Source organism: Nocardia sp. CA-128927 (assembly GCF_050955855.1).
Lineage (GTDB): Bacteria > Actinomycetota > Actinomycetes > Mycobacteriales > Mycobacteriaceae > Nocardia.
Window position 1 is genome coordinate 2,367,042 of the sequence record NZ_CP192087.1, and the last position, 24,594, is coordinate 2,391,635.

The window sequence follows — 24,594 nt, forward strand, 5'->3', positions numbered from 1 at the left end:
CACAATCCGATGTCAGTTCTGGGCGGGCGAAGTACACAAGTATATCGTTTACTGTCGATGGCGCGGATCGGTTACATCTCGGTTGCCGCGGTCGCGAGATCGACCAGATCCGGACGGATGTCCTCGAGCGGCTCGGTCGAGCATTCGGCGCGCGCGATGATCAGCGCGCCCTCCACAGCCGAAAGCATGAGCGTGGCCAGCCGGGCGGCTCGGTCGGCTGGTGCACCGTAACGCACCAGCGCAGCTGCCAGCGCGGCACGCCACTGTCGGTAGGTCTCGCGGCAGGCGACGGTCAGCGCTGCGGATCGAGGTGTCGAATCCAGTGTGACCGCGCTCACCGGGCTCCCGCCGAGATAACCGGTGCGCACCAGCCCTTCGCTCAGTCGGTCGTCCAGTATTTCACAGAACCCGCGGCTATCGCCGGATTGTGCCATTGTCTCCCGGATCAGGTCGGTGAACTCCGCGGCGGACTCGGCGATCGCGGCTACTGCCAGCTCCTCCTTCCCGCCCGGGAACAGGTAGTACAAGGACCCGCGCGGCGCGCCGGCTTGTCAGTGCGGGGCATGAGGTGGTGGTCCTGGTCCGTGGTGGCGGACGCGAGGTGCAGGGTGCCGCTGTCGTCATCGGCGACCTGACGGACGTGACACAGTGGCGGGACCGGCTGTCGGGTATCGATGCGGTTGCCCACCTGGGCGGTCTGGTCACGGCCTGGTCGCCTTGGCGCGAGTACGAGAAGGACATCGTGGTGCCAACCCGCGATCTGCTCGCGGCGGCCGACGCTCACCACGTCCGGCGCTTCGTCTACATCAGCAGTGAGGCGGTACTGCAGCATGGCCGACCGCTGCTGGACATCACCGAGGCCCAGCCAGCGCCGGCGCACCCCAGTTCGGGCTATGGGCGCGCCAAACTCGAAGCGGAGCAGGCGATTCGAGCGTATCGAGGTTCCATAGAGACCATCGTGTTGCGGCCGACCTTCAAACGGGGGCCGGGTTCGGCGCAGTTGGCCGAGTTCGCCGCCCGTGCCCGAGCGGGCAAGCTACCGCTGGTCGATCACGGCACGGCGGCCGTCGAACATGTTCATGTCGACAATGTCGCGGTGGCCGTGGTCGCCGCGCTCACCGAAGGGACCTCGGGCGCAACCTATTTCGTCACCAACGGGGAATGCATGCCGATCCGCGAGTTTGTGGTCGGTGTCCTTGGCGCCCAGGGCGATTGCTTCGCGATCTCGGATAGTCAGGTAGTGAGCAATGAGAGATTCGACAGAAAAAACGCATATTTCGATGTCGAACGGGACGTGGTGGGCGAGGTCTGCACGACGCGGGCTCGTCACGAGGCGTGAGCTGGTCTCCGATTGTGCCCGGCGACAAACTGGTGCCGGTTCTGTGCGGTCCGGCACCAATGACCGCCAGCGTTCCTTCGGTACATAATCGGAGGCGCACATCAGTTTATAGTCTGCAAACCTTCTATGCCAGACAGTCCGCACTAGGCCCGGAAAACTGTCGAGGGAGACATGGCTGTGATTTCGGTGTTCCCCTTTCGCGAACGATGCGAGCATCGGACCCGGTGTGCTGGGTTAAAGCATTGGAGGAGCCGGGATTGCCTAATATCCCTGGCTGAGCATTCGCATATCCCGGTAAGCGGTATGGCTTGCAAAACACGAGCCAGGCTGCATAGTCGATCGGTCTCGGAAGGGAGAAGTGTAATCATGACACACATCATCGAAGGTTCTGTCGTCCTCATCACTGGTGCGAACGGCGGCCTCGGAGAAGAATTCGTCGCTCAGGCTCTCGCCCGCGGCGCAAGGAAGGTGTATGCCACCGCCCGTAAACCACGCGATTGGAGCGATCCTCGCGTCGTGCCGCTCGTTCTCGACGTCACTGACCCTGCCTCTGTAGCTGCTGCCGCCGAAGCCGCTACGGATGTCACTGTCGTCCTCAACAACGCAGGCATCAGTTTCCACAACGAACTGGCGGAGACCGCGATCGATGACGTCCGTAGGATGTTCGATACCAACTTCTTCGGCGCCCTCGACGTGGCCACAAGATTCGCGCCCACGCTGCGCCGCAACGGCGGCGGAGTGCTGCTCAACGTACTGTCTCTGCTCAGCTGGGTGAGTATCGGCGGCGCCTACAGTGCCTCGAAAGCCGCCCTGTGGTCGGCAACAAACGCGTTGCGCCTCGAGCTAGCACCGCATGGGACGCTGGTCGTGGGGCTGCATCTCGGGCCCACCGACACCCCGATGAACACGGGCTACACCGCACCGATGAACGACCCCGCCGATGTTGTGCGGATCGCGCTCAACGGCATCGAAGCCGGAGAGTTCGAAGTCCTTGCCGACGACATCTGCGCAGAAGTCAAGCAGAAGCTCGCGGCACCGATCGAAACTATGTACCCGCAACTGGTCGAGGTTGGTGGTGGGCGTGGCGCCGACTCTACTCGAGTTTCTTTGGCCAATTGATGAACCACGTGGAGTACGAGCAGAGTTCGACTGTGGTCCAAGGATCTGTTCCTCGGCCGGGATGCCAATAGCAGCCTGCGTTGATGTGCACCGGGGCGGGTGCCCAACAGATCAGGCGGCGCGAGCCACTTATGCCGCTACCTTCCTGCTCAGGTCGCTGCGGTCGTCGTCGGTGAGCAGTGCGTTTCACGGGAGAAACGGCCGGTGCCACCTGTCGGTGCAGTGACCATCTGGATTCTTGATTCGGTTTGCCCAGCCAAGAAGGGAAATGAAATGTCGCAATATGACGCGGTCGAGGACGAGATCAACAAATGGTACGACGTCTACACTGAGCGATTCGAAAAACTGCTCGCAGAGCGAGGACCGCTGGCGGAGATCCGGTCCTTCTGCGTGGATACCCAGACGCCTTCGGTCACCGCCACCACCAGCGACAAGCATCAGGGCGATTCTGATATCGAGAACAGGATCACCTATTATACCGACCTCTTCGCAAGTCTCTGGCGTGATGGCTTCGCTAGTGAGGCTACCGCCGGTCGGACCGTGGACGTAGTCAACCCAAGGACTGCAATAGTCGAGCAGACCTACACTCGTTATGATGGCGACGGCGCAGTCATTCACACCGTTCGTTGGGTTTATTTCCTCGTCAAAACCGATGTGGGCTGGCGTGTCGATTCTTTCGCGACCCGTGGTACCGACGCTCTTCGTACCTGATGCACTGGACCAACGCTCGGCCTCAGCGTCGACTGCCCGACAGGCGGTTCCTTCCACCTGATTCAGCCGCGGCCGATCATGGTAACGGCGCCTGACGCTCGGCGAGAATGTCGAAAGGTGCTCCGACCTGCGATAATTTGACTTGCGAAGGAAGAATTTATCGAGGTTTGGAGCACCTTTCTGGCGACCAGCGAGACAAGCATTGGCGCGACAACATCACCGGGCTGACGTCACGCCGGGCTTCGCTCAGATCGTCGAGCAGTTATTGTCGTCACAGTTCAAGATTTTCGCACCGCCGATGGGCAATCTGACAGCAACGTTGTGTGGCGGCGCGCACGAGCTGGTTTCCGCCATTCCGTCCAGCACTGGATTGGAGATCATGCCCACGCCGAAGCGCAAGCCTCGCACATCGGTCGTCAATGCCGTCAACGGTGCCCGGCGTCCTGTTCGGCAGCGTCGGCGACGGGTGACGACGGCCGAGCAGCGGCGCGATATCGCACTGTTGCTGCGCGGGAGCATCTACTCGGGTGTCTCGCCCTCGCCGACAGCGACCGGAGATGAGTATTCGGCCCGTCAGGTCATCGACTTCTGCTTGGACCTGGGGGAGGTGATGTTGTCGTCGGGAGCTGATGCGCGCAGTGTCGAGGTAGCCATCGTCGCGGTCTCGGCGACCTGGAATCTGGCGGCCGTGGAACTCGACTTTCCCGGCTCGTCGATCCACATGGTGTACGCGGTGCCCAACGAGCCGACCATCGCCGGATTGCGGGCTGTGCGCGACACCGGCGCCGACCTGCATCGGCTCAACAATGTGTATGGCGTTGTCGACGACATCGTCGGCCACGCGACTGACATGACCCAGGCCAGCCAGCGACTCGTCGAGGAGATACGCGCGGATCCGCGATGGCCCTATCGAGTTGTCGCGGGCGCCATGGGAGTTCTAGGGATTGTCGTCGCCCTGCAGGCGGGCGGGACCTTCTGGTCAGCTGTCGGCGCGTTCGTTCTCATGTTTGTGCTGATGTACCTCGGCAAGTTACTTGGAAGACGCTATCTTCCAACATTTTTCGTCGCCGTTGCGCAAATGGCGCTGGCGATGATGGTCGGTAGCCTGGCGATGGCATACAGCCCGATCAATCCAGGCGAGGCAGCAAGTATGGTGGCCGCGTGCGTGGTGCTGCTGCTGCCGCACCCGTCGATCGTCGCCGCGGCCCAGGACGCGATATCCGGATTTCGGAGCCTGGCCTTGGTACGCGGCCTTGGGATCGGTCTAGTGGTGCTCGGAATGGTCACCGGCATTCAGGCGGGCCTGATTTCGACCCGGTGGGTGCATCTCGAAGTCGATCCGTCGGCAATCCATCTGACCGGCTTGACGCCGCTCTGGGCGCTGTTCGCCTCGGCGATCGCTGCTGCGGCGAATGCCTTCGCGCAGGGGGCCACCGCGCGGGTAGTGCCGATTTCTATGGCGGCAGCGGCGTTCACGCAGCTGCCGGATGCTGTCCTGGCCACGGGACATCCATTGGCCGGTCTGGCAGCCGGTACGACCCACTTACCGGCAGTCAAGATCCAGGGTCGATCACTCTCCACATCGGCGCGGATCGTGGTAGTTCCAACATCTGGCAACGCCGTGACCCGCACCTTCTTCAGTATCCAGGCGTCCGGCAAAAACGCATACCGCGTAGACGGCAGGCGAGGCGCAGACATTCCTTCATCGGGCAGACGTGCGACTACGTCATTCCCGCATGTGCACGACGACTGCGACCAGGTCGTGGTCGTTGGCTTCGTGCCAGTTGCTGACTCGGTCCCATCCGGCCGCACGCAGGGCTCGCCGATACATCGCGGGCGTGTAATTCCCGCCGTCGTCTCCGACCTCGATCACGACGTCTCGTGTCCCCCATCCGCCGATGACGCCGTCAGTGCTGATGAGGCGGATCTCGCCTTCCTCGGGCAGCAGGGCCTCGAATTCCGGTGGGCGTGTCGGCGAATACGAGGCGTGCGCCGAGGGGCGCGCGGCGGCGATGGATACTGCGCGGTGGGCGCGGGCGCCGAGGTTGGCCCACTGTGGGTCGTGCTCGGCGAGTTCATCGTCGGTGCGGTAGGTGGTCAGCACGCCGTCGCGCTGCGCTCGAGCCGTGGAGTCGGCGATCGTATCTCCTCCGGCCGGTGCTGGCGTCGCGTCGATCAGTCGCTGCAGGAAACCGGCGTGTTCGGTGTCCCTGTGGACGCGGGTATCGAAACCGGGGTGTCTGCTTGGTGACCAGGCGATACCCCAGCCAGATCGATAGTTACCGAAGTGTTCCCTGTAATGACAGAGCGAAGGAGGATGAAATGGGGCTCGGAATCGGATCAGAATTGGTGAGTTCTACTCTCAAACTCGTTGGATCAGCGATATTGGGCACGGCACTCGCTATGGCAGTACCGGTCATCGGCTCCTTCATGGACGTGGTCTATCTCCCGTTTGTGCTCGGCCTGAGCTTCATTGAATTGATTGGCAGTGCGGCGCTTAAAATTTGACGCATCCGGGATAGCGGCGGCCCTAGACGGCTGGCGTGACACCCCATCCAGAATCGTCGATGGTCCGAATATGTGGAAGTACGGTGAACCAGAACTAGCTGGTCCACATTCGACGGATGGGAATCACGATGCGCCTCGCTTGTGCTCGAACAACGGCTCTACTTGCCGCAGCCGTTCTGACGGCAGCGATCTGGGTAGCTATCGCTCCAGCGGCCTCCGCCGATCCTGTCGAAGACAGGGTGGACAGCTGCCTCTCGACGTCGAAGACGCTCAAGGAATTCAAGGATTGCTACGGAAAAGCAAAGAGCGATGCGGACGCCCAGGTCAAATAGGACGCCCAGGCTCAGCCGAAGTCCGACAAACAGCTCCGGAAATGTACGGAATCAGATACATTTGGCGGCTCGGAATGCGTTCCGGGTGACGACTGATGTTTGCTGCGCTGTGAGATTGTGGTCGAGTCCGGTCCGTAGCTTTCGGATCGGACTCGATGTCTCCTATGCCCCTCCATTTACACCACAATACTCCCGAGCAAGACGCCGAGACTGAAAAGTACCCCTCCGCCGATCACTGCGGGCGCAACCAATGAGCCGACCACGGGCGCGAACACAGCAACAAACAAAGCTATACCGGGAAGCGCCGCAAGAATGGCCGCAGAGCCAATGAGACCCGATCCGGCTAGTCCATCCAGGAACCCCATCGTTTATTCCTCCTGTTGTGGCGGTAGCTTGGCTCTCTGCCTGCTAGCTGGACAAGGCTACGTCACCTTTGACGGAATCCCGAGTGGAACACAGCCTCGTGAGGGCGATTCATCGCACCTGCGACGGTAGCGGCGTCCAACCGCCAGCAACCTGCGCCAGCGTGATGGCAGAAGCTCTTCACTTGTGCCATCACGATGGCGGTGCGTCAGATCAACTGGAAAGGACGCCCGGTCCCGCACCCGGACAGCCCTAGCAGATCAGGCTGGTGAATTCCGGTACCGGTTCCAGGTGAATTTGAGCGTCACCGGGATCGGCGTGTCGCGTTTGCGGTGGCGGGCGACCGGACCGCCGCAGAGGCCATTTCGTACACGCCACGCCTATGTGCCAGTGCACACACCACCGCCCAGTGCTCGTGCGGAATGTCTACTGCACGCCCGGCGGCAGCACGATTGCCGGGACGTGCAGCAGACTGCCATTACCAGAACACCGTGCCGTGGGTTGTTCTCGGTCGGGCGGCGCGCCGCCGTGGGGGTGGGGGGGCGACGATCCGTCCGATTTGGACCCTACGGTGCGCGAAAGCCCGGCAATTGACTGTCGACGCACGACGATTGATTGACAATGCACGGTGTAGCGACGCTTCCCTTCCACAAGGCAGACTGAGCGATGAGGGCGGATGCCCCCAACCCCCCCTCGGGATATAGGCCCTCGATAGAAAGCGGGCATCCCGCACCCGAAGAGACTGGGGCTGCGGGGTGCCCTGCTCAATGGCCGGGACCAGTCCACCCGGAGATTCTTCACTTCGAGCGCCTCGACGCTGCCCGCGTCGGCGTTGACGGTAAAGCTGGAGCTGGTAGGGGACGCGATATCTGTTTGCTGGCCTGTCCTACCCATCCACCCGGTGAGGCGTGCCGAATGTTGTGTGGGTCTGCTGGATTCGCATTGAGCCGCCGCCAGCGCTGGGCCCGATCGGATGCGCCATGTGGTCGAGGAGTAGGCACACCGCCGCCTGCTCCTCGACGCTGCCACAAGCCAGCCAGCCTGGCAGCCGTGGCTCAGACCAGGGCGCCGGTGAGGCGTGTGGTGAGCTGATCACACATGTGCAGAGCATGGCGGCGATCCAGGACATGAGCCAGGAATGGGTGGCGGGTCGCCGCGAACAGTTCTTGGAGCGCGTCGCTGTCGGTGCTGTAGCCCTGGTCGGAGCTTGCGGTGGTCAGCGGCAGGTCGAGTTCCTCGAACAGCGCGATCTGCAGATGCTGGGGTGAGTCGAGATCCAGGGGCCGCCCGAGCACCTCGTATGCGGCGTCGGCGCAGTCCTGGGCTTGGGCGGTGTAGTACTGGCGCAGGCTGGTCAGATGCTCGCGACCGGGGTGGTCGGTATCGAGCACGCACAGTCCGGCCACGACGGGAGCTCGCTCGGTATCGGTCACCGCGACATCATCAACGCCACACCGCGGCAGCCCTCGATGACACGCCCATCGACCGAGTTCGGCGGCCAACTGCCTTCCGGCCTGTCCTCAACTGCCTGGCCGTCCGCATCGCCAAGGCCGCGCCACTGGCATCAAGACGGGTGCATCACCGGTCTCGGGCGTAGTGAGCGGTGCAGCACATCGCACTTGATTCCCTTGCTCCGAACGCCCGGCTGAGATGCAGAGCGTGATACCGGTCGACGAAGGCGACAGTTCGTCGTCTCCGATGGTGCTGGATGATGGCCTGGCTCAATCGATGTGGATATGCTGTTGCGGCGGCTAGCTCGGGATGTGTCGATCGCGTCACCCGGGGCCCGGGATCGCGTCGTCGTGCACGCGGTAGAAGAGGTGACGATCCGCGGCTCTCAGAACTCGCGGCTTCCAGTTAGCGGCTTCGGTCCCGCCTGCCGCGCCGAGTCCCTCGTGCGGTCGGTCGCCTTCCCTACGCTGAGTGTTCACGGTCGACGGTTCAGTGACTTGCGGGCGGAACGGAGGGGGCAGATGATTTACGGTTTCCTGGACTTGATCTACGGCAAACTCGACGAGGATTTCTGGTTCGTTGAGAGCGCGTACATCCGGTGCGCGGCGTATTGGCTGATCACCTATCTTCTGCTCAGAGCCGCATGCTGGTTCGGGCGCCACGTTCTGTACACGATCTACAAGCGGACCCCTTTCTGCTCGAATCGGATATGGGATCGAGAGGCCAAAGCAGCTCGCCTGGCTCGGACGTATTTCCCGCGCAGTGCCACACCTCGGACAGATCTTGCGGTCGCCAGCGCCCCACCGCCTGATCACGACCAGCGGATTCGTGCATTTCGAACCGCGCGCCGCCTCCAATCCCCGATTTCTTCGACGAGGCTGCGGCGCTGGGCGTTGCTCGACTGCTGGAAGGCTCGCACCGTGGACGCGCTCGTCGATGCCTTGCGGGTGTTGAGCGGAATTACCGGAGTGGTGCTGTCACTGGTCGCCGTGCTGTGGGTGCGGCCCTCCAATGAGCTGAGTACCGATGCGCGGGAACGAATATCTGACTTGACCGGCATATCGGACAGCCTCCTCAGCAATACCGCGATCACCCGGTTCTGGCCGATAGCGCTATTTGTGCTTACCCTCTTGGTCGTCGGTGCACGGCAGTCCGCGGTCCTCGATCGCATCTGTGCTCGTGACGAGGCGGCCAAGGATGCCAACCGGCTGCTCGCGGAGTTGTGCGGCGCGTTGATCAGGGTCCGCTACCAGCTGATGCTGTGGGACATGTGGCTCACATGGCAATTCGAGTACCCCCTTGTCGACGCCCGCGTGGTCCGATTCACCAACGGTGCCTACTGCCACTCCATGCGGGGAGCGGGAGGCATTCAGCGACGTGATCCACGCACGTCGAAAGCTGAGGGACTCGATGCTGAACTCGATGGATTCCAATCCAGCCTGTCCGCAGTACTCGATGATCTGGCCGGCGTCTGCCAAAAGATCACCACCGCCGGACTCACAACCGTGTGTTGGCGGCTCACGACACGGATCTCACGACCGATCGTGGAGCTGGAACTGCTGAACCAGCATGAGGTTGTTGATCCATCCATCAGGTTCTCGTCTCGGCCTGCCACCGTGAAAACCCTCCTCGATCGACCCGTATTCGCCTGGCCATGTACAGATTTCGACACGAATGAACGCAACTATGACGCGGTGAGTACTGCCAGCGTAAACAGCGCAGAACGAGAGATGTTCGAGTTCCGTGCCCGTCTTTCCGACCTGGTCTGCGACCTGGCGGTCACCGACTACAACTGCCGCCGCGTCATCAACCACCTCAACCGCAGGATGCACGGATCTCCGCTGCAGCGCATCGCCAGTGCGATGGCAAAATAAACCAATTACTTGCTCCGACTTGCCAAATCCGCGTCTCGCCGGTTCAACGAGACCGCCACTGCTGTCCACACCGGCGACGCTAGCCAAGTCAGGAATCTTCCACGCGGCGAGTGCCGACGCGTCCAGGCGAGGACAGACCATATCGCCACCGGTAGCGCGATGAACAACACGAACATCATGGCCTCGTACGCCAACGCTTATCCGCCGAATCCAATGGCTTATTACCGCGACGATTCACGTAGCGCCCCAGCCCGACAGCGCGGACCACTGCCCCCGACCTAAACGACCCTGCGAGTCAATACAACTAGGCGGTGAGTGGATGTGGGATTCCTGTCATAGCCGCCAGGGCTTCGGCGATCTCTTGGACGCTGGCGCGGATGTAGGTGGCGGTTTGTCCGGTACGGCTGTCTGGTTCGGTGTGTCCGGCGTAGGCGCGGGCGACGGCGTAGCTGAAGTTGCGTTCCACCCAGGTCAGGGTCGTGTGGCGGAGCCAGTGGGTGCTGATCTGCTGGCGCCGGACCCATTCGAGGTGAGCACCGATCCGATTCCATAGGGAGTCGTAGCGGCGGCGGGTGACCACTCGGCCGTCGCGTTGACGGAACAAGGGTTCGGATTCGATGGGGTTGTCACCGTGTCGTTCCGCAATGTGGTGGAGCATGGCATGCATGAGCGGGGGCGACACTGGTTGCCAACGGACTGTTTCGCCTTTCTCACGTAGAAAAATGAGGCATTGCTGCGGATCGAGGTCCATTGGCCGTAAGGCAAGAGCTCCACCGCGTCGGCAGGCGGTTTCGATATGAAGGCGCAGCAGCATGGCATCCAGGTACGGGTCGTTTCCGGTTGTTGCCGCGACGTGCACGATTTCGGCGAGTTGCTGGTCGGGTATCGCGCGCCTGGTGCTGGCCAGTCTCCGAGGTTTGGCGACCTTTCGTGCCGGGTTGTCATCGGGGCGGATGTAACCGTCTTCTTCAGCGTGCTGGTAGAGATACCGGGCAGCGGCGATGAGGCTCTCGACTGCGCTACGTCCACCGCGCGAGTTGCGACGAACGACAGCCCGCTGTTTGGTCCGTTCGGCGAGTCGACGCAGCTCGGCGGGGGTTGGCTCGGTGATGACACGCGTACCCCATGCCTCCTCGATGCGTCGCAGGTACGGGCCGTAGACGCGGAGTGTGGTCGGCGGCATCGTGGCGATGATCGTCGGTATGTAGGCGCTGAAGGTCGGGACGTCGACAGGCGGGGTGGCTTCGACGAGTTGCTGCGGTGTGAGTCCGAGTTTCGCAAGCAACAGCCTGGCGGCTTCGATCTCGGTGGCGGTTGTCATCGGCCACCCGTCGCTTGCTGATGCAACGGTGATAACGCCTGCTCTATAAGCCGCATCGGATAGACAAGAAGAAGCTTGCGGCGCACTGACGCTGCGACAAGAACTCTTTCCCCCGGTTCGATCAGGCAACGATGGCGGCAACCTGCCGGTAGAAGCAGATGTCCTCGACCTGTTAGCCGACAATCGCCGCGCTGGTGCTCTCTGATGACGATGGTTCGTCCGACGACCTCGATTGCCAATCTCGACTCGGGTCCCCAGTTCAAGACTCCGACTGGTCTGCGGTCACTGAGGCAGCCGTTGACGCTGACCGACGCGACGCTGTAGTGGAATTGGTCAGTCTGGGTGTCGATGTCGCCAATTAGGTCCGGCATCGGAAGCCGTATCGGTAGATCGGAATCTGCCGGAGTCGCGGATTGGCTAGCGGACCAGGTCAGTGGTAAGGCGATGCCTTTCGCGTCGCTACTCATTGGCTGTCCTGTTCGAGTGGCACCTTCTTGCCCGCGACCCACTCGTCGACGTCGGCTTCGTCAAAGAGCAGAGGAGAATTTTGGGCACCGCCCGCTTTCCAGGCCCGGTCGTAGAGTTCGTGGCCTTTGACCCGAAGATGGCGGATGCGGTCGGGGCTGTGTCCGGTTCGGGCCGAGACCTGGTGGATTCGCAGAATTCGTCCGCGACCACCACGAGGGCGGTCCTGGGTGGATTCCATATCGCGGCCGGGTCAGGTGAGATCGGCCTGCGCGGCGAGGGCTTGGGCCTCGTGGGAGAACCAGAGTGCCAGCTCCTCCGCGTCGTGCTGGTCTATGCCCCTCTTGAACTCGGCCAGCAAGGCGACGATGACGAAGGCGGGCCGCACCCGTTCGTCGGGGTCCTGGATCATGTCGACCAGAGCGGTCACGGCCTTGAAATCTCCGCGCACCGTGTGAGCGAGCGCGGACATGGCGATCTGTTGTTCGCGGATCGAAGCCGGGTCTTGCTGGACATGCGCCATAGGAAACACCTCACAGGGGCATCCGACGGGCGTAGCAAGGCTGACCATCAGCCGGTGGACCGCCGGAGGTAGCGGGTAGACCCGATCCGTGACGGCGAACGTGCCGTAGTGATCAAGATCGGGAACCGTCGCAAGAAAACTGCTCAGGTCGACGGCGCTGCATCCGGATTCGCTGCCAGCGACCACCGGGAAACTCCCTGAATGGGGGCGCAATCGCAATTATAGACCAGGCAGTATTGCGCCTGCAACCGCATGGCTATCGGAATGCCTTGAGCTGATCCTGTGGCCGCAGTCATGTGGCAACCGCGCATTCTTTGCCGAGGAAGGCATGCTCGGGTGCGCGCGCCCGGGTCCGCCGACCATGAGCGAGGAGCTACTCGTTGACCTCGTTGCGGGTAGTTGCAGGATCGGTCTAGCTTCACCGAGTACCCTTCCGGGTGAGCAGGCCGCGCACGCTCACCGTTCAGTTGCTCCGCCCACGCTGGGAGCGACGTCGATGAACCAAGGTCCTCCCAGGGGCCCGCGCTGATCGTTTCCTTCCCCGTTGGCACCAATCGTCACGGCAGGGTGGCGTGGGCATCCTTGCCGGAAACGGACGACGATGTCGAAGAACGGCAGCTCCCGAAGAAAGCGCCGCGCACGCCGCCTGGCGATCGAGCAGAACTCGCGCTACACCGAAGCGTTGCGGCATAGCAGTATCGGTGACCGTGAACCGGAGCAGGACGACGGTGGTGAGACGCCGATCCAGATCGGGCCGACGGCGCTGGATGCCTTGCACACCGCCGTGGAGCGAGTGAGAGCGACCGACCCCGCTGACACGACTGCCGCGCTAGCAACCATCTACGAAGCGTTGTCGCTCACCGCCGCCGCGAACACGCTGATCCACGAAGCCCTGCTGGAATTCGGCGAAGTGTACTGGCCCGGGGAGAACTTCCTCGCCGATGCGCGGCGGCAGTACCTGGATCGGGCCGTGGAAGGGCTCGGGTCCGCGCTTCCCACCTCGAGACAGCCGCACGGTCGGGTAACGATGTTGACGTACCCGGACGTAGCGCCGCAGGTCTACGAGCCGTACCAGCCGGACGGCTACGACGGAGTGGTCTGCGACGCGGATCCGACAGAGAAGGCTCGCCAGCTGCTTTTGTTCCGCACGCAGAGCGTCGCGCTGGCGAACAAGTCGGTATGGGTGCACGTCGGCGTTCTGCTCGGTCGCGTCCTCGGCTGTGTCCGAGATCCTGACCAGCGCAAAGCATGCCGGATTGCGGCGGTGCTGGTGGAGGAGATTCTGCACCCGAGCTCGAATGCGGCCGGTCGTGACATCGTCGCGCTGGGGCTATAGGTCCGATCTGAAATTACTTGCCGCGACCATGGAGTTCTCGATCCGCCGCCTGCCGCGTAAGGGGCAGGAGGTGATCGAGATCCGAGCACGCCGCCGCGCCGGACGGACTGGCACTGGACAGTAGCCCGGTTCTCCGGACCGACACTCGGCCTCCGAAAATTGGATCAGGTTGCTGGATCGTGCGATTCGCTCCCTGGGCGGCCAGGACCCAGGCTAGCGCGCGGCTCGCCGGCGCTCGGTGATGGCCCCGCGGAGTGTTGCGGGGTTCGACGATTCTTCATGGGCAGCGAATGTGCAGTCATGGTGATGGCTCATGCGGTGTGAGAACGACGATGGCCTGGGGGCGTCGCGCGCCGACTAGGGCTGTCCACTCGGTGTGGACTGGAATCCATGGGCGTGAGGGTGTGAACCTGACTTTCAATTCGGCGGTGGCGCCGGTAGCACCGCGGTGCAGCTCCGCGCAGCATCGAGCAATGGCGGCGGCGCTGTCGTTGTCGATCTGGGGATTCTGGTGACTCCATGGCTCGAGAGGGCCTGGACCGAGACAGATCCAGCGATTGATGAGGCAGGTTCCGAGATCGACGCGCGCGATCGCGTGAGTCGTCGGGCCGGGGTAGCCGGCGAGTGTGACCGAGTCCACATGCGGCGGCGGTGGTGGCTGCAGGGTCGTGATGTCGTGGACGATGGCGCGCACGCGGCGCTTGCCGGGCTCGATATGGACTCGGGCCACGATGCGCAGATGGCGGCGGATCATGCTGAATCGGCCCGGAGTCGTTACCGTTCCTATCCATCGATCCGCTGTGGACGCTCGATCGAATAGATCGAGGAAGCCGAGAAAGTCGTCGAACCCGTCGATGTGACTGAGGAGATCCGGCAATGTGTATTGCGGTCGGGACAATTGCGTGGGGATCCCCAGCTGTCGTTCCAGCGCCGTGTTGAGTTCGGCGACACCGGTTGTGGTGTCCCACTCGACTGTGCCAACGGGTGTCCGCAGGGGCGGCTTCTGGGTCGGCGCGCCGGTCCAGAGTTGGACGGCATGAACCGCGCCTGATGGGCCAACGGCAGGAACGACGTGGATGGTCAATGCGTGGGTGCCTGGGATGTCGCGGTACTGACGTTTCTGTGTGAGGAGGCATTGATGTACAAGTGCTGGCATTGCGGTCGACGCCCGCCTGCTCTGCGCGATCCGCGTACGGTCGAGTCTCCCAAGGGATTTGAGCTTTTCACCTTCGGCGACTACAACTGCCTCGCCATTGTCGCCCAACGTTTCGGCGAGAACCCAACTCAGCAACTGAGACTGGGGCTCAGGTGTCGCGGTGTCCTGACTTGGGGTTGCCGGACGTCGACGTGGCAGTCGTGCCGGTGAAGGGCAGTGCTCGGCGGTTGCGGCACGCTGGTCTTCGCGGGTCTTTGGCGATGGCGTGGTGCGGACGGCCCGACTCGGAAGATGATTGGTGGGATTGGGGTCGGGGTGTGGATTGGTGGTCATCGCGGGCCTTTGTTCGATTGGGTCGTCCTCGACCTGGTTTCCTCATCGGTCAGAACGGACGAATGCCTGGAGTCGGGGCGGCTGCGGCGTTTGGCCCAGCAGTCCGTGAAACACTGGCCGTCGTGGGGCTCAGGAATCTGATCAAGCGTCGGCTCGCCGCCAATCTCGGCCAACCCTCCGGGTTCTGGGGTTTGTTCGTTGGCCAAGTACTCAACCGGGTCAACAGCGGACCGATCATCGGCACGCTGAGCACTCTCGATGCTGCCAAGGGAGCCACAGTCGCCGACATCGGTTTCGGGGGAGGGTCGGGACTGCGGATTCTGCTCGATCAGGTCGGACCGAGTGGGGTGGTGTACGGCATCGACCCCGCCCCCGTCGCCATCAGACGGGCGCGACTCCAGTTCCGCCGCGAAATCCGGGAGGGCCGTCTGCGCCTGCAACAGGTCAACATGTCCCAGCTCCCGCTGCCCGACGACAGCCTGGACGGCGTCACCACCGTGAATACCATCTACTACATCGACGATGGCGAACTGACCGCGTCGCTGACCGAACTCGCCCGCGTGCTGCGGCCGGGTGGTCGCCTGGTCGTCGGCCTGGGCGACACCGACCACCTCGGCACTGTGCCGTGGCGCGACGTGATGCTGCTGCGCCCACTGGACGAGGTCGTCGACATGATTACCGCCGCAGGCTTCACAATCAGCGATCACCGCCGTGTCGGAAGCAGCTCCCGCGCGTTCCACGTCTACGTCGCCACGGCCCCGTAATCCGTGCCTGATCGTCATACTGCTGCGCATGAACGCGCTGCCGAGGCGGCGATTGGTCAGCCCCAACTCCCGCGCGGGCACACTGAGCACGGCTTCTGAAGCCTGCCTGGTGAGTTTGGTCGGCCAGGTGATGACGCCATGTTCGAGCCGAGAGACGTAGTCGGCATCGATCCCGGTTTGCTGGTGGGCAACCCGCCATATGTGGGCGGTAAGCGCTTCGGCGAGCTCGGCCTGAGTGATACCGGCGGCCAAGCGTGCGGTAGCGAGTTTCTGGTTGGGCGAGGATCCGCGTCTGTGCGTCGCTGGATCGATGTGCACGGTCGGGCAGAGCTGGAGAACGCGCTCGGCCGGTGAGGACGATGTTGGTTCGCCGAATACGGTCGTCATTGGAGGAACCTCCCCTGGTCGAATTCCACGGAAGGCATGAGTGCACGACAGCAGCAATTGCTGGGCACATCAGCGCCTTTGCGCGGGAAGCACGACCAGAAGGGGCGTACTCCAAACCTCCGCCAGAGAGGTACGCAGGCGATTTCGCTTCCGGGCCAAGTCGTCAAGAGGACGATCAGCCAATTTGTCAGGTCGCGAACATCGCGTTGCACCCCATTATTCGCCGCACCTAGCGTGATGTCCAGCATATTGATAGCAATCGGGCATTGACCGGGCCTATCGGGAGAGCGTCCACGCCCGATATCACCGAGAAACCGAGAAAACGCTGATCGTGGGCCTACTGTCGAACGATGGCAGCGGGGAGGCGGCGAGTGTGGGCGTGGCTGGGCGTCGGACTGATCGGAATCGGCGCGGCCGCGCTGGTGATCGCGGCACTGTTACCGACCTACCTGATGCCACGGCTGACACGCATACCGATCGACATCCGCACCGAGGCTGTCTCGCTCGCTGACAACGCCTCGATCCTCGACGTCTCGGCGGCCCTGAACGGGCGCATGCGCACCGAAACCGGGGTGCCGATCAGGGTGCAGACCCTCGTCGTCTCTGCACAACCCTCCGACGCCGATCGGGTCACCCTGGTGGCCACCACCCGCTTACAACGCACAGACCAAGCCGGCCCGAACGCGATGGTGTCCGCGCGCGCCGAGGCGGTCACCCTTTCGCGCACCAGTTCTGAACCGGTCGACCCGGTCGGGCAGATCAAACTGGATGTCGACAAACCCGCAGTCCCGGTGTCCCGCACAGGGTTTCAGTACCATTTCCCGTTCGATACCCAACGCCACAGCTACCCATATTTTGATACCATCGCCCAGCGCGACCTCCCCATCGACCACGTCGACGACGACCGCAATGTCGACGGACTGCGGCTGATGCATTTCCGGCAGACCATCGCCCCGATCAACCTCTACCCGACCCAACCGGATATGCAAACCACCGCGCCCGCGTCCTGGTGGGGTCTGCCGGGGGAGGAGCAAACCCGATTCGACCTGTACTACAGCAACACCCGCGATATCTGGGTGGAACCGGTCTCCGGGGCGATCGTCGAGCAGCGCGAGCATGTCCGCAGATACCTCGCGCGCAGCGTCGATGACCCGATGGCCGTCACCACACTCGAAATCCAGACTCGGTTCGATGCGCAGTCACTGGCCGAGGCGGTGCACACCGCACGCCAAGCGCGCATGCTGATCCGGTGGGGCAACCTGTATGCCCCGATCGTGCTCGCGGTCGCCGGTATCGCGGTGGTGGCCGGCGGGCTACTGATCTGTCGAGCTGCGAGGTTCCACTACCGAGACATCACCGGGGTAGACGATGATCACACCGATGGTGGGGAACGCCTCGCGATCGAGGATGTCGGCGTGAAAGACGACTTCTAGCCAGCCGCCACCACCCCGGCGGGTCATGCCGACATCGTTGATTGGGCCGTTCCGCATCTCCTTCAGCCAGCCCGGAATCTTCATTAGACTTTCCGGGTGGATCGCGGGTGTCTGCCCGGTGGAGACCCCATGCCCGATTGTGGGGATGTAGGGAGTCAGCCACCGGATGAGGGTTGGGGCATTCAGGTAGGTGATATCGCCGACCGCGCCGAACATTCCCGGACTGTCGTCTCCCGGCCGGTCGTGCAGATGCATGAGCTTGTCGATCAAGTACGTCTCGGCCAGGTCGATGTGCATTTGGGTCGGATCAGCATCCGCAGTGACGTCGCGGCAGACCCCGCGCACCCGCGGACCCGCAGACGTGTCCACGCATCGCTGAGCCCAATGCAGCTGGCGCAGTTCCCCGGTGTTGGTGCGCGCTACGAACCGGCCGGAGCCAGTGTCGCCAACCTTGACCGTCTTCAAGCCCTGCCAGATGTGAAGGATGTCGCGCAGCCGGACGACCGGTCGGAAGAAATCGACGGGCCCGTACGGTCCTGTTCTGTCCCGGAACTGCGGATCGGTGCCGGTCAAGTCGAGGAAGCGTCGATCCAGCCACAATCGAGGCGGCAGGTCCTCCAGCCCGATCTCCCACTCCCACACCGCCAGCTGGTCGGCGCGCCGCTCAGCGTCTGCGGCCGTTGGCGCCAACTGCACCGCGAACACAGTGTCGCCGACGCCTTTGACCGGGGCCGCGGCAATAGTGTCGCCCAAGACGGTTGATGCTGGTACACCGACCTGCTGCTCGCGGGTCTGGCCGGTGCGTTTGACCTCGGCCACCAGCGTTTCCACCAGCAGCTGTGCGGTACCGCGTAGGGAATTGACGATCCGCCGAAAGTCACGATCGCGGCCGCCCTCACTGAGGACCGCGATCTCTTCGCCGGTGCTGGTGGTGTCGATGAGTAGATCAATCACAGGCTCGGTCATAGCTAGCTCCCCCTTCGAGTGCTGTTCCGGAACGTTTATGCAGGTAGCCCTGTGTATACCCCCATATTTGATCTCGCCATGGCTGTTTGGGACACGAGTCGACGATTAGTTTCAATCAGATATAACTGCTGCTCACCGGTGCATGGCTTCCCTCACTAGATGATCGATCACTGTTCTACGCCGACGCCAAACTCGACGAGCAGCGCAAAGATCTCTCTGGATGCCTCGAAGCCTCCAGCGCGTTGGTACCGAGAGCGAGTCCGCGGGGCGCTGGCCACCGCCGAGCGGTGCACTTCGGCGACGTTGCCGACGTGCACGCCGCGGTCATCAGCGGGGCCGGGCGCAACCTCGCCCTGGAGCGATCACATGACGCCACGTGGGCGGCGTGCGACGACTTTCTCAATGCCGTACCGCATCATTGACATCAATGAGCACGCTATCGAAAGGTTCGCCGCGGCCGCTGCCACATCCACGTGGACGTGTCCCGCTGCTCGGCGACGTGCTCACCCTGGATCTGGCTCGCCCCACCCAGCAGGCCGCCAGGGACGCACGTCGGCTCGGAGGCCTCTTCGAACGCCGTATCTTCGGCACACCGGTCATCGTCGTCTCCAGCACCGAGCTGATCGAGCAGGTCAACGATGATGAGGTGTGGGCTAAGCATGTCGGTGCCATTCTGACTCCGCTGCGCGAGATCGCCGGGCCGGGACTCTTTACTGCCTTCAACACCGAGATCGTATGGGGTATCGCGCACCGAATCTTGGTGCGCGGCTTCACACGAGACGCTATGCGTGGCTATCACCCCGTCATGGTGAGCGCCGTCGACGACCTGCTCGACCACTGGCGCAGCTGGGGTGGCGAGTGGATCGATGTTGTGGCTGACGCCAACCAGCTGGCGCTTGAGATCATCGGCCGCAGCGGGTTCGGGTACTCGTTCGGGTCCTTCGACTCCGACCGCGAGTTCGGCAATCGGCTCCGAAGAGGGTTGACCTATCTCAACCGGTCGGTGAACTTGCCGACGGTCGTGCGGGCCACGTTGCTACGGCGCCAAACGGCTCAGCACCGCCGCGATGTCGCTTACCTGCGCGGCGTCGCGGACGACATCATTGCCATACGCCGCGCCGCGCCGGAATCACCGCAATCCGATCTACTTGACCTGATGCTGACCGTCCCGGATCCGATCACCGGCGAACACCTCGATGACGCCGCTATCCATTCGCAGTGCATCACCATGCTTGTTGCCGGGCACGAAACCAGTGCGGCTGCGCTATCTTTCGCGCTGTACGAACTGGCTCACAGCCCTGCCATCGCCAGCAAAGTGCGCATGGAAATCGAGGCAGTCCTCCCCGAAGCGGGTGTCCCGATAAGCTACGACGACATTGCGCGCCTGCGATACCTGCGCCGATGCATCGACGAGACCTTGCGGTTATGGCCAGTTGCTCCAGGCTACTTCAGAGAGGCCCGACAGTCAGTGACGTTGGGCGGGCACGAATTCGCCACGGGGGACTGGGTTTTCGTGCTGACTTTGGCCGCACAGCGTGACCCGGAAGCGTGGGGCGAGGACGCCGACCAGTTCGACCCCGACCGATTCACCCCCGAACGACTGCGCCAGCTCGGCCGGCACATCTACAAGCCATGGGGCACCGGGCCACGGGCCTGTATCGGCCGCCAATTCGCGCTGCACGGGATCACCCTGGCGCTCGCACAGATCCTGCGCCGGTTCGACCTGCACCCCGAACCCGGCTACGACTTGATCGTCAACGAGCAGCTCACCATAAAACCCAGCCAGTTCCGGCTACGGCTCACACCGCGTGCAGCCCCCACGTTCTAGTACGAGCGGTGGCAACCGCACTGCTGCAGGTGCTTTGGGCGATCGCGATGGTGCCTGCCGCGCGGTTTGGTGTGTCTGACGAAGACATACTCCGCGGTCGGGGCCACCTCGATACAATTCTCCGTGCCGAGTGGTTACTCGACGGGTTCGACGTCAAGCAGCGGGGCGACTTTGAGACCGATCGTCCAGTCACTGTTGATCGGGTAGATCGAGCCCGGCCCACAGCGGATCTAGGGCCGGGCTCGACGTCCCGCGCCGAGCGGGACGAGCTACGAGCGGCGGAACTCGCCGTCCGCTATACCAGCGGTGAACGCGTCCCACGCGCCGGGGGTGAACACAAGGGCCGGGCCGGTGGGGTTTTTGGAATCGCGCACTCCAATGCGCTCACCATCGACAAATGCGACCTCAACGCAGGCATCACCGCCTTGGCTGAGGCTTGACTTGAACCACTTGGCTCCGGTTAGGTCAACGGTCACTCTCGTACTCCCTTTGCTATCTCTCTCAGCAGATCACGGCTCGAGCGGGGGTCCAAGCTCGCCCCTTGAGCAATCTTGAAAGCTCGGCGGAACCTCGCCACATCCGACTGCTCTTCAAGGTAGACGCTCCCTGCGTAGCTCTCGCAGTAGACCACTGGCGGCTCCTCCAGTTTGCCTCGCACGTCGCGTCCGAAGTCCAGGATGATGAACGGCGGCAGGGGGGTGCCGAGCGGCAACCCTGCACGAAACGGCATCACTCGTACGTCGATGTTGTCGTGCGTGCTGAGGTCCGCAATGTGTCTGTACTGCGCGGCCATCACACGGTGGTCCCCGACCACCGTCCGCAACATCGACTCGTGTAGCACGAATGCTGCGGTAGTCGGATTGCGCGACCGTGTGAGGATGTTCTGCCGCTGCGCCCGCACTTCAGCGCGTCGGTCTAGCTCCTCTTCGGATTCGTCGGTGAAGTACAGGCGGTCGACAGCCCTCGCATAGGCAGTTGTCTGGAGCAGACCAGGCATGATCAACGGCTGGAACTGCGCCAAATCCTTTGCGCCAGCTTCTAGTCCGACGTACAGGTTGAACCAAGTAGCGATCGAACCGCTGTAGGTCTGCCACCACGACTTCACGGGGGCCTGCTCTGCAAGCCCCTTGGCGATGGCTGACTTGCTCTCGCTTAGTCCATAGATTTCGCACAAACTCAAAACATCACGGACTCTTACCTTTTCGGTCGTGCCCTTCTCGATGCGTTGCAAAGTGGCCTTGCCCCACTCCATCAAGGTTGCAGCCTTTTCGAGAGTGAGGCCCGCTCCCTCGCGCGCTTCGCGCAGGAACCGGCCCAACTGCCTGCGCGGCAGGGTACTACCCGTTACCTCTGCTCCGTCCTCGTCCACTGCGGTCTCCCCTCTCGTTTCATTCCGAGCCCATGTTTTGTTTCAGAATGGACCGATCATATGGTCCGGTCCAGACCGCGACCTGGTGATTTGAAACGGTTTCATGAAGTTTGCGGGGACGACCCCCGAACTTTGACGCTTGACAGACCCTTGCTTCATGGCTAGGACTACTCGGTTTAGCAAGGCGGAGACTTCCGCACTGGCGGTGTTGAGGCCGGGCGGAATCCTGCCCGTCGAATCGCTGGCGCGTTCAGCCGGACTTACCGGGGTAGCTGCCCGCCGCGCGGTGCTTCACCTCAAATCGACTGGACTCGTCTTCTACGGCGGCATGTCGGGTCGGCGCGGATATCAAATCACCGACCGAGGCCGAGCCCAGTTCACGGCCCCGTCCAGTCGATAGGGAAGGGCAAATCATGTTGCACATCACCTCTACCAAACATGGCGAGGCCACCTGGCGTGTTGAGCGCAAACGACTTTGGATGGAGTCTTTTCGCGACTGCCGCGACGACCGCGCCCTCGACCCCGCCTATCGGTTACGGATGGACGGATCGACTGTCGAAATCCCAAACGGCACAATCGGACTCGTCTACTTCGGTGAGGATTCAGAGCGTCCGGAGCTGCCGTTCGTAGAGGAACGATTTCCCGCACACCATGACCTATGGGAAGCGGTCGAGAACGCGTACTGGGATGAGGTTGAACCACTCGAACATTCGCGCCTCGAACAGCTCAATCCAGAAGCCCTCGACTACACAACCGACCAATGGACAGTCGCAGAAATCCGCGAAACCGCCTGGAACATAAGGCGTTCAGCGTGACGCGCCCGTGGCCACACGTGCGAGACGCCGGTGTTCGCTCCTACCTCAGTGCGCGGCAAATGTCCGCAGTGACCGAGATCCCCTACACGGTACTGATCCGGTGGCGAAACCGCGGCCCGGTCTGGGTACCTTCGCCCGACATCATGGTCGACCGCCGACCGGGCTGGTCACTACCGTGTGCACAGCACTGGAAGCAGCTCGGGCACGCCCCATTCCGCAGACCCGAGTGTGTACCGTTCGTCGCCCTCCGAACCATTGCCAGGACATATCGGGTCGGGGTGTGGAACTTGTGGCACGGCATCCGCGACGGCTCTATCCCTGCCCCGGTCGTGTGGGTTGATGGCCTGCCCGGCTGGCGACACCCTCCCGCGAACCCTGACCGCGACAGCCACCTCCGCCGCTGCCCAAGGGGCGCAGCTGTTGAAAACGTGCGGCAGGAGCATGACGAATGATCGAATCCTTTGGTGCCGGGGGCAATTGGCTGTTCAAAACCGAATCGGCGGGGCGGTGGGCAAAGTGGGTAGGTCATGCCGACGCCGGCATCAAGGTGAGCTCAATTTGCAACCCTGGCGACCCTCGTCCTCCGTTCCGATGGAATGACCGCTCCCACGACGTGATCGGTGTGTCGGGGCAAATCTGCTTCGACCTCAGCAACCGACCGGCCTTGAAAGACCTTCGCGACGATTTCGGGACGGAATGGAATCCGTTGTGGGACACGATCCAAGAGGAATACGACGACGCCCACCAGCAGTTGAAGGCTGGCCACGACAGGGGTAGCTGGTGACACCAGTCTGTGCGAGGTCCGGGGAGGCGGTGAGCTGTGCCTGACGGTTCGGTGAAGTTGTTCAACGTAGAGGAAGGTTCCGGCTTCATCACCTGCGCTCTACACGATCCGTTCATGGCGTGCGGCAAACGGTATGACGTGCTGGTAGCGGATCTAACAAGCGGCAGCGGTCGACAGCTTCGTCGCGGTCTCACGGTGCACCCCCGATCCAGTGACCACGCCGTATCGACCTGGGTTGCGTCCCGTCGGACTGGCCCTCGTCCACGCCCGCAGACATCGCTGATATCCCGAGTCGAAGAGGAAGACGAACTGATGAACCATGTCCGCCTGGGGCGCGCAGCAATCCCGCCCCGCCGTCATCTGGTCGCCGCGATGCGCGGTGGCGAAGCCGAACACGGGATCGCAGGAGAACGTTGATGGCCCGCACACACCAAGCGTTGAGCTACAACGACATTCGCGACGCTGTGGACTGCATCGCGGGAGCAGTCCGTCCGGTCACGCTGGCACCGGTCGACCCCGGCGCGATCCCCAGCAGCGGTGTCGGACAATGCCAGGTCTGGTTGGCGCTGGAATTCATGCAGTTTTCCGGCTCGGTGAAACTGCGCGGCGCACAGAATCTCGTCTCGACCCACCGCGAGGACGCCACGCTGCCCACAGCGGGGTTGACGATCGCCTGCGCCGGTAATGCTGGGCTCGCGTGTGCATGGGCGGCCAAGACAACAGCCACACGCGCTGCTGTGTTCGTACCTGCGACGACACCGACGCGACGTATCGACGAACTTCAGGCCCTCGACGCCGATGTGCGCCGTGCGGGTGTTCTCCAGAGCGAGGCTGAGGCAGCGTGCCGCGACTACGCCGCTTCCTCCGGTGCATTACTGGTCGACGCCTCGCAGGATCGGTTGTTCGCCGCGGGCCTAGGAACGCTGATGGTCGAGATCCATCAGCAGATACCGGATCTCGACACGGTCATGGTCGCCGTCGGCAGCGGCGGCCTGCTCACCGGGATCGCCACGGCGGCAAGCCATTTCGGTGTGCGCACCGTGGCTGTCGAGCATGAGGATCATTGTGGGCTACACGTAGCGCTCGAGCTGGGACCGGTCGTGGAGATCGGCATCGACTTGATTGCCGCAGACACACTCGAAGCGCGCCGAGTCTCGGCGATGGCGCTCGATGCCGCCCAACGCTTTGATGTGCGCTCGATCCTGGTCAGCGACAACGACATTGCCGCTGCGCGGAAGGCGCTGTGGGAGCACCGGCGCTTGATGGTGGAGCCCGCTGGCGCGACCGCGCTCGCGGGGCTGTTGACCGGTGCCTACACACCGGAGCCCGGCGAGAATGTGTGCGTGGTGTTGAGCGGTGCGAACATCGACCAATGGTCACCCCCGTTCAGACAGCCGGACTATCCGCGATAGCGGT

24 protein-coding genes are annotated in these 24,594 nt (G+C 62.9%); 15 read left to right on the forward strand and 9 right to left on the reverse strand.

Annotation, left to right across the window (positions count from 1 at the left end):
• Nucleotides 1-71: 71 nt before the first annotated feature.
• Nucleotides 72-527, reverse strand: a complete 456-nt coding sequence (locus ACQPW1_RS11240; protein ID WP_433662660.1) for an LmrA/YxaF family transcription factor — start codon at nucleotides 525-527, stop codon at nucleotides 72-74.
• Between ACQPW1_RS11240 and ACQPW1_RS11245 the strand changes: the two genes are divergently transcribed.
• From ACQPW1_RS11245 to ACQPW1_RS11270, 6 genes are all read left to right on the forward strand, one after another.
• Nucleotides 488-1,339 (forward strand): NAD-dependent epimerase/dehydratase family protein, encoded by an 852-nt coding sequence (locus tag ACQPW1_RS11245; protein ID WP_433665207.1) that lies wholly within the window; start codon nucleotides 488-490, stop codon nucleotides 1,337-1,339. The genes ACQPW1_RS11240 and ACQPW1_RS11245 overlap by 40 nt on opposite strands.
• A gap of 171 nt (nucleotides 1,340-1,510) precedes the next feature.
• A complete protein-coding gene (locus ACQPW1_RS11250; protein ID WP_433662661.1) occupies nucleotides 1,511-2,458 on the forward strand; it encodes an SDR family oxidoreductase in 948 nt (315 codons plus the stop codon).
• Between the two features lie 222 nt (nucleotides 2,459-2,680).
• Nucleotides 2,681-3,169: a DUF6841 family protein gene (locus ACQPW1_RS11255; protein ID WP_433662662.1), complete on the forward strand. Its 489-nt coding sequence runs from the start codon at nucleotides 2,681-2,683 to the stop codon at nucleotides 3,167-3,169.
• Nucleotides 3,170-3,467: 298 nt separating this feature from the next.
• On the forward strand, nucleotides 3,468-5,420 hold the full coding sequence (locus ACQPW1_RS11260; RefSeq protein ID WP_433662663.1) for a threonine/serine ThrE exporter family protein: 1,953 nt from the start codon (nucleotides 3,468-3,470) through the stop codon (nucleotides 5,418-5,420).
• 71 nt (nucleotides 5,421-5,491) lie between these two features.
• Nucleotides 5,492-5,677, forward strand: a complete 186-nt coding sequence (locus ACQPW1_RS11265) for a hypothetical protein (protein WP_433662664.1) — start codon at nucleotides 5,492-5,494, stop codon at nucleotides 5,675-5,677.
• A gap of 116 nt (nucleotides 5,678-5,793) precedes the next feature.
• Nucleotides 5,794-6,009, forward strand: coding sequence for a hypothetical protein (locus ACQPW1_RS11270; RefSeq protein ID WP_433662665.1), 216 nt, complete (start codon nucleotides 5,794-5,796; stop codon nucleotides 6,007-6,009).
• Nucleotides 6,010-7,427: 1,418 nt separating this feature from the next.
• Here the strand turns inward: ACQPW1_RS11270 and ACQPW1_RS11275 are convergent.
• Nucleotides 7,428-7,805 (reverse strand): DNA polymerase, encoded by a 378-nt coding sequence (locus tag ACQPW1_RS11275; RefSeq protein ID WP_433662666.1) that lies wholly within the window; start codon nucleotides 7,803-7,805, stop codon nucleotides 7,428-7,430.
• Between the two features lie 303 nt (nucleotides 7,806-8,108).
• Between ACQPW1_RS11275 and ACQPW1_RS11280 the strand changes: the two genes are divergently transcribed.
• Nucleotides 8,109-9,698, forward strand: a complete 1,590-nt coding sequence (locus ACQPW1_RS11280) for a hypothetical protein (RefSeq protein ID WP_433662667.1) — start codon at nucleotides 8,109-8,111, stop codon at nucleotides 9,696-9,698.
• A gap of 304 nt (nucleotides 9,699-10,002) precedes the next feature.
• Here ACQPW1_RS11280 and ACQPW1_RS11285 read toward each other — a convergent pair whose 3' ends face one another.
• The 3 genes from ACQPW1_RS11285 to ACQPW1_RS11295 all read right to left on the reverse strand — a co-directional run bounded on the left by ACQPW1_RS11285 (nucleotide 10,003) and on the right by ACQPW1_RS11295 (nucleotide 12,193).
• Entirely contained in the window at nucleotides 10,003-11,019 is a 1,017-nt protein-coding gene (locus ACQPW1_RS11285) for a tyrosine-type recombinase/integrase (protein ID WP_433662668.1), read from the reverse strand.
• A gap of 463 nt (nucleotides 11,020-11,482) precedes the next feature.
• Complete coding sequence (locus tag ACQPW1_RS11290) at nucleotides 11,483-11,725, reverse strand: hypothetical protein (protein WP_433662669.1); 243 nt, start codon at nucleotides 11,723-11,725, stop codon at nucleotides 11,483-11,485.
• Between the two features lie 12 nt (nucleotides 11,726-11,737).
• A complete protein-coding gene (locus ACQPW1_RS11295; protein ID WP_433662670.1) occupies nucleotides 11,738-12,193 on the reverse strand; it encodes a hypothetical protein in 456 nt (151 codons plus the stop codon).
• A gap of 415 nt (nucleotides 12,194-12,608) precedes the next feature.
• Here ACQPW1_RS11295 and ACQPW1_RS11300 point away from each other — a divergent pair, with 415 nt between their 5' ends.
• Complete coding sequence (locus ACQPW1_RS11300; RefSeq protein WP_433662671.1) at nucleotides 12,609-13,343, forward strand: hypothetical protein; 735 nt, start codon at nucleotides 12,609-12,611, stop codon at nucleotides 13,341-13,343.
• A gap of 298 nt (nucleotides 13,344-13,641) precedes the next feature.
• On the opposite strand, the gene ACQPW1_RS11305 is transcribed toward ACQPW1_RS11300, so the two are convergent.
• Nucleotides 13,642-14,832 carry a GAF domain-containing protein gene (locus tag ACQPW1_RS11305; protein WP_433662672.1) on the reverse strand — a complete coding sequence of 397 codons (1,191 nt, stop codon included), beginning with the start codon at nucleotides 14,830-14,832 and terminating at the stop codon, nucleotides 13,642-13,644.
• 122 nt (nucleotides 14,833-14,954) lie between these two features.
• Between ACQPW1_RS11305 and ACQPW1_RS11310 the strand changes: the two genes are divergently transcribed.
• The 3 genes from ACQPW1_RS11310 (at nucleotide 14,955) to ACQPW1_RS11320 (ending at nucleotide 17,416) form a co-directional block, all read left to right on the forward strand.
• Entirely contained in the window at nucleotides 14,955-15,596 is a 642-nt protein-coding gene (locus ACQPW1_RS11310) for a class I SAM-dependent methyltransferase (RefSeq protein WP_433662673.1), read from the forward strand.
• A gap of 138 nt (nucleotides 15,597-15,734) precedes the next feature.
• Nucleotides 15,735-15,950, forward strand: a complete 216-nt coding sequence (locus tag ACQPW1_RS11315) for a hypothetical protein (RefSeq protein ID WP_433662674.1) — start codon at nucleotides 15,735-15,737, stop codon at nucleotides 15,948-15,950.
• A 383-nt stretch (nucleotides 15,951-16,333) separates the two neighbouring features.
• Nucleotides 16,334-17,416 carry a DUF3068 domain-containing protein gene (locus ACQPW1_RS11320; protein ID WP_433662675.1) on the forward strand — a complete coding sequence of 361 codons (1,083 nt, stop codon included), beginning with the start codon at nucleotides 16,334-16,336 and terminating at the stop codon, nucleotides 17,414-17,416.
• Here ACQPW1_RS11320 and ACQPW1_RS11325 read toward each other — a convergent pair.
• The gene (locus ACQPW1_RS11325; protein WP_433662676.1) at nucleotides 17,297-18,382 is read right to left on the reverse strand and encodes a GAF domain-containing protein; all 1,086 of its coding nucleotides are present in this window, start codon (nucleotides 18,380-18,382) and stop codon (nucleotides 17,297-17,299) included. The genes ACQPW1_RS11320 and ACQPW1_RS11325 overlap by 120 nt on opposite strands.
• A gap of 427 nt (nucleotides 18,383-18,809) precedes the next feature.
• Here ACQPW1_RS11325 and ACQPW1_RS11330 point away from each other — a divergent pair, with 427 nt between their 5' ends.
• A complete protein-coding gene (locus tag ACQPW1_RS11330; RefSeq protein WP_433662677.1) occupies nucleotides 18,810-20,210 on the forward strand; it encodes a cytochrome P450 in 1,401 nt (466 codons plus the stop codon).
• Nucleotides 20,211-20,479: 269 nt separating this feature from the next.
• Here the strand turns inward: ACQPW1_RS11330 and ACQPW1_RS11335 are convergent, their stop codons facing one another.
• Complete coding sequence (locus ACQPW1_RS11335) at nucleotides 20,480-20,686, reverse strand: DUF397 domain-containing protein (RefSeq protein WP_433662678.1); 207 nt, start codon at nucleotides 20,684-20,686, stop codon at nucleotides 20,480-20,482.
• Nucleotides 20,683-21,579, reverse strand: a complete 897-nt coding sequence (locus tag ACQPW1_RS11340; protein WP_433662679.1) for a helix-turn-helix domain-containing protein — start codon at nucleotides 21,577-21,579, stop codon at nucleotides 20,683-20,685. Before ACQPW1_RS11340 ends, ACQPW1_RS11335 begins: the two co-directional genes overlap by 4 nt.
• A gap of 413 nt (nucleotides 21,580-21,992) precedes the next feature.
• Here ACQPW1_RS11340 and ACQPW1_RS11345 point away from each other — a divergent pair, with 413 nt between their 5' ends.
• The 3 genes from ACQPW1_RS11345 (at nucleotide 21,993) to ACQPW1_RS11355 (ending at nucleotide 24,590) form a co-directional block, all read left to right on the forward strand.
• On the forward strand, nucleotides 21,993-22,394 hold the full coding sequence (locus ACQPW1_RS11345; RefSeq protein WP_433662680.1) for a hypothetical protein: 402 nt from the start codon (nucleotides 21,993-21,995) through the stop codon (nucleotides 22,392-22,394).
• Between the two features lie 448 nt (nucleotides 22,395-22,842).
• Entirely contained in the window at nucleotides 22,843-23,178 is a 336-nt protein-coding gene (locus ACQPW1_RS11350; RefSeq protein ID WP_433662681.1) for a hypothetical protein, read from the forward strand.
• Between the two features lie 416 nt (nucleotides 23,179-23,594).
• Nucleotides 23,595-24,590 carry a pyridoxal-phosphate dependent enzyme gene (locus ACQPW1_RS11355; protein ID WP_433662682.1) on the forward strand — a complete coding sequence of 332 codons (996 nt, stop codon included), beginning with the start codon at nucleotides 23,595-23,597 and terminating at the stop codon, nucleotides 24,588-24,590.
• Nucleotides 24,591-24,594 lie beyond the last annotated feature (4 nt).

Excerpts from the sequence above, each read along its gene's own strand:
- ACQPW1_RS11250 (WP_433662661.1), top strand. The coding sequence starts at position 1,511 with ATGGCTGTGATTTCGGTGTTCCCCTTTCGCGAACGATGCGAGCATCGG.
- ACQPW1_RS11260 (WP_433662663.1), top strand. The coding sequence starts at position 3,468 with ATGGGCAATCTGACAGCAACGTTGTGTGGCGGCGCGCACGAGCTGGTT.
- ACQPW1_RS11265 (WP_433662664.1), top strand. The coding sequence starts at position 5,492 with ATGGGGCTCGGAATCGGATCAGAATTGGTGAGTTCTACTCTCAAACTC.
- ACQPW1_RS11270 (WP_433662665.1), top strand. The coding sequence starts at position 5,794 with ATGGGAATCACGATGCGCCTCGCTTGTGCTCGAACAACGGCTCTACTT.
- ACQPW1_RS11280 (WP_433662667.1), top strand. The coding sequence starts at position 8,109 with ATGCTGTTGCGGCGGCTAGCTCGGGATGTGTCGATCGCGTCACCCGGG.
- ACQPW1_RS11285 (WP_433662668.1), bottom strand. The coding sequence starts at position 11,019 with ATGACAACCGCCACCGAGATCGAAGCCGCCAGGCTGTTGCTTGCGAAA.
- ACQPW1_RS11290 (WP_433662669.1), bottom strand. The coding sequence starts at position 11,725 with ATGGAATCCACCCAGGACCGCCCTCGTGGTGGTCGCGGACGAATTCTG.
- ACQPW1_RS11300 (WP_433662671.1), top strand. The coding sequence starts at position 12,609 with ATGTCGAAGAACGGCAGCTCCCGAAGAAAGCGCCGCGCACGCCGCCTG.
- ACQPW1_RS11305 (WP_433662672.1), bottom strand. The coding sequence starts at position 14,832 with ATGACCACCAATCCACACCCCGACCCCAATCCCACCAATCATCTTCCG.
- ACQPW1_RS11315 (WP_433662674.1), top strand. The coding sequence starts at position 15,735 with ATGTTCGAGCCGAGAGACGTAGTCGGCATCGATCCCGGTTTGCTGGTG.
- ACQPW1_RS11320 (WP_433662675.1), top strand. The coding sequence starts at position 16,334 with ATGGCAGCGGGGAGGCGGCGAGTGTGGGCGTGGCTGGGCGTCGGACTG.
- ACQPW1_RS11325 (WP_433662676.1), bottom strand. The coding sequence starts at position 18,382 with ATGACCGAGCCTGTGATTGATCTACTCATCGACACCACCAGCACCGGC.
- ACQPW1_RS11330 (WP_433662677.1), top strand. The coding sequence starts at position 18,810 with ATGAGCACGCTATCGAAAGGTTCGCCGCGGCCGCTGCCACATCCACGT.
- ACQPW1_RS11345 (WP_433662680.1), top strand. The coding sequence starts at position 21,993 with ATGTTGCACATCACCTCTACCAAACATGGCGAGGCCACCTGGCGTGTT.
- ACQPW1_RS11350 (WP_433662681.1), top strand. The coding sequence starts at position 22,843 with ATGATCGAATCCTTTGGTGCCGGGGGCAATTGGCTGTTCAAAACCGAA.
- ACQPW1_RS11355 (WP_433662682.1), top strand. The coding sequence starts at position 23,595 with ATGGCCCGCACACACCAAGCGTTGAGCTACAACGACATTCGCGACGCT.